Genomic DNA, 247 nt, shown 5'->3' with positions numbered 1-247 from the left:
GGCCGGCGCTGCCTCGGCGATCGCCGAGGTGACGCTCTACAACATCTACGAGACGCTGACCAAGATCCACAGCGACAGCCGCACGACGCCGCTGCTGGCCGAGAGCTGGACCACCAGCCCCGACCTGAAGACCTGGACCTTCAAGCTGCGCCGCGATGCGAAGTTCCACAACGGCGAGCCCTTCGACGCGCAGGCCGTGAAGTTCAGCTTCGAGCGCGCCGGCGCCAAGGACAGCACCAACAAGGAC

At 66.4% G+C, this 247-nt stretch carries 1 protein-coding gene; it reads left to right on the top strand.

Annotated elements, in window-relative coordinates; genetic code table 11:
* Nucleotides 1–247 (top strand): ABC transporter substrate-binding protein (locus FQ664_RS26625; RefSeq protein ID WP_256676123.1); only part of this gene is annotated, 247 nt, incomplete at both ends.

Source organism: Pseudomonas persica, assembly GCF_900291015.1.
In the GTDB taxonomy this organism is placed as follows: Bacteria; Pseudomonadota; Gammaproteobacteria; order Pseudomonadales; family Pseudomonadaceae; genus Aquipseudomonas.
This window is presented reverse-complemented; position numbering and strand designations above follow the sequence as displayed.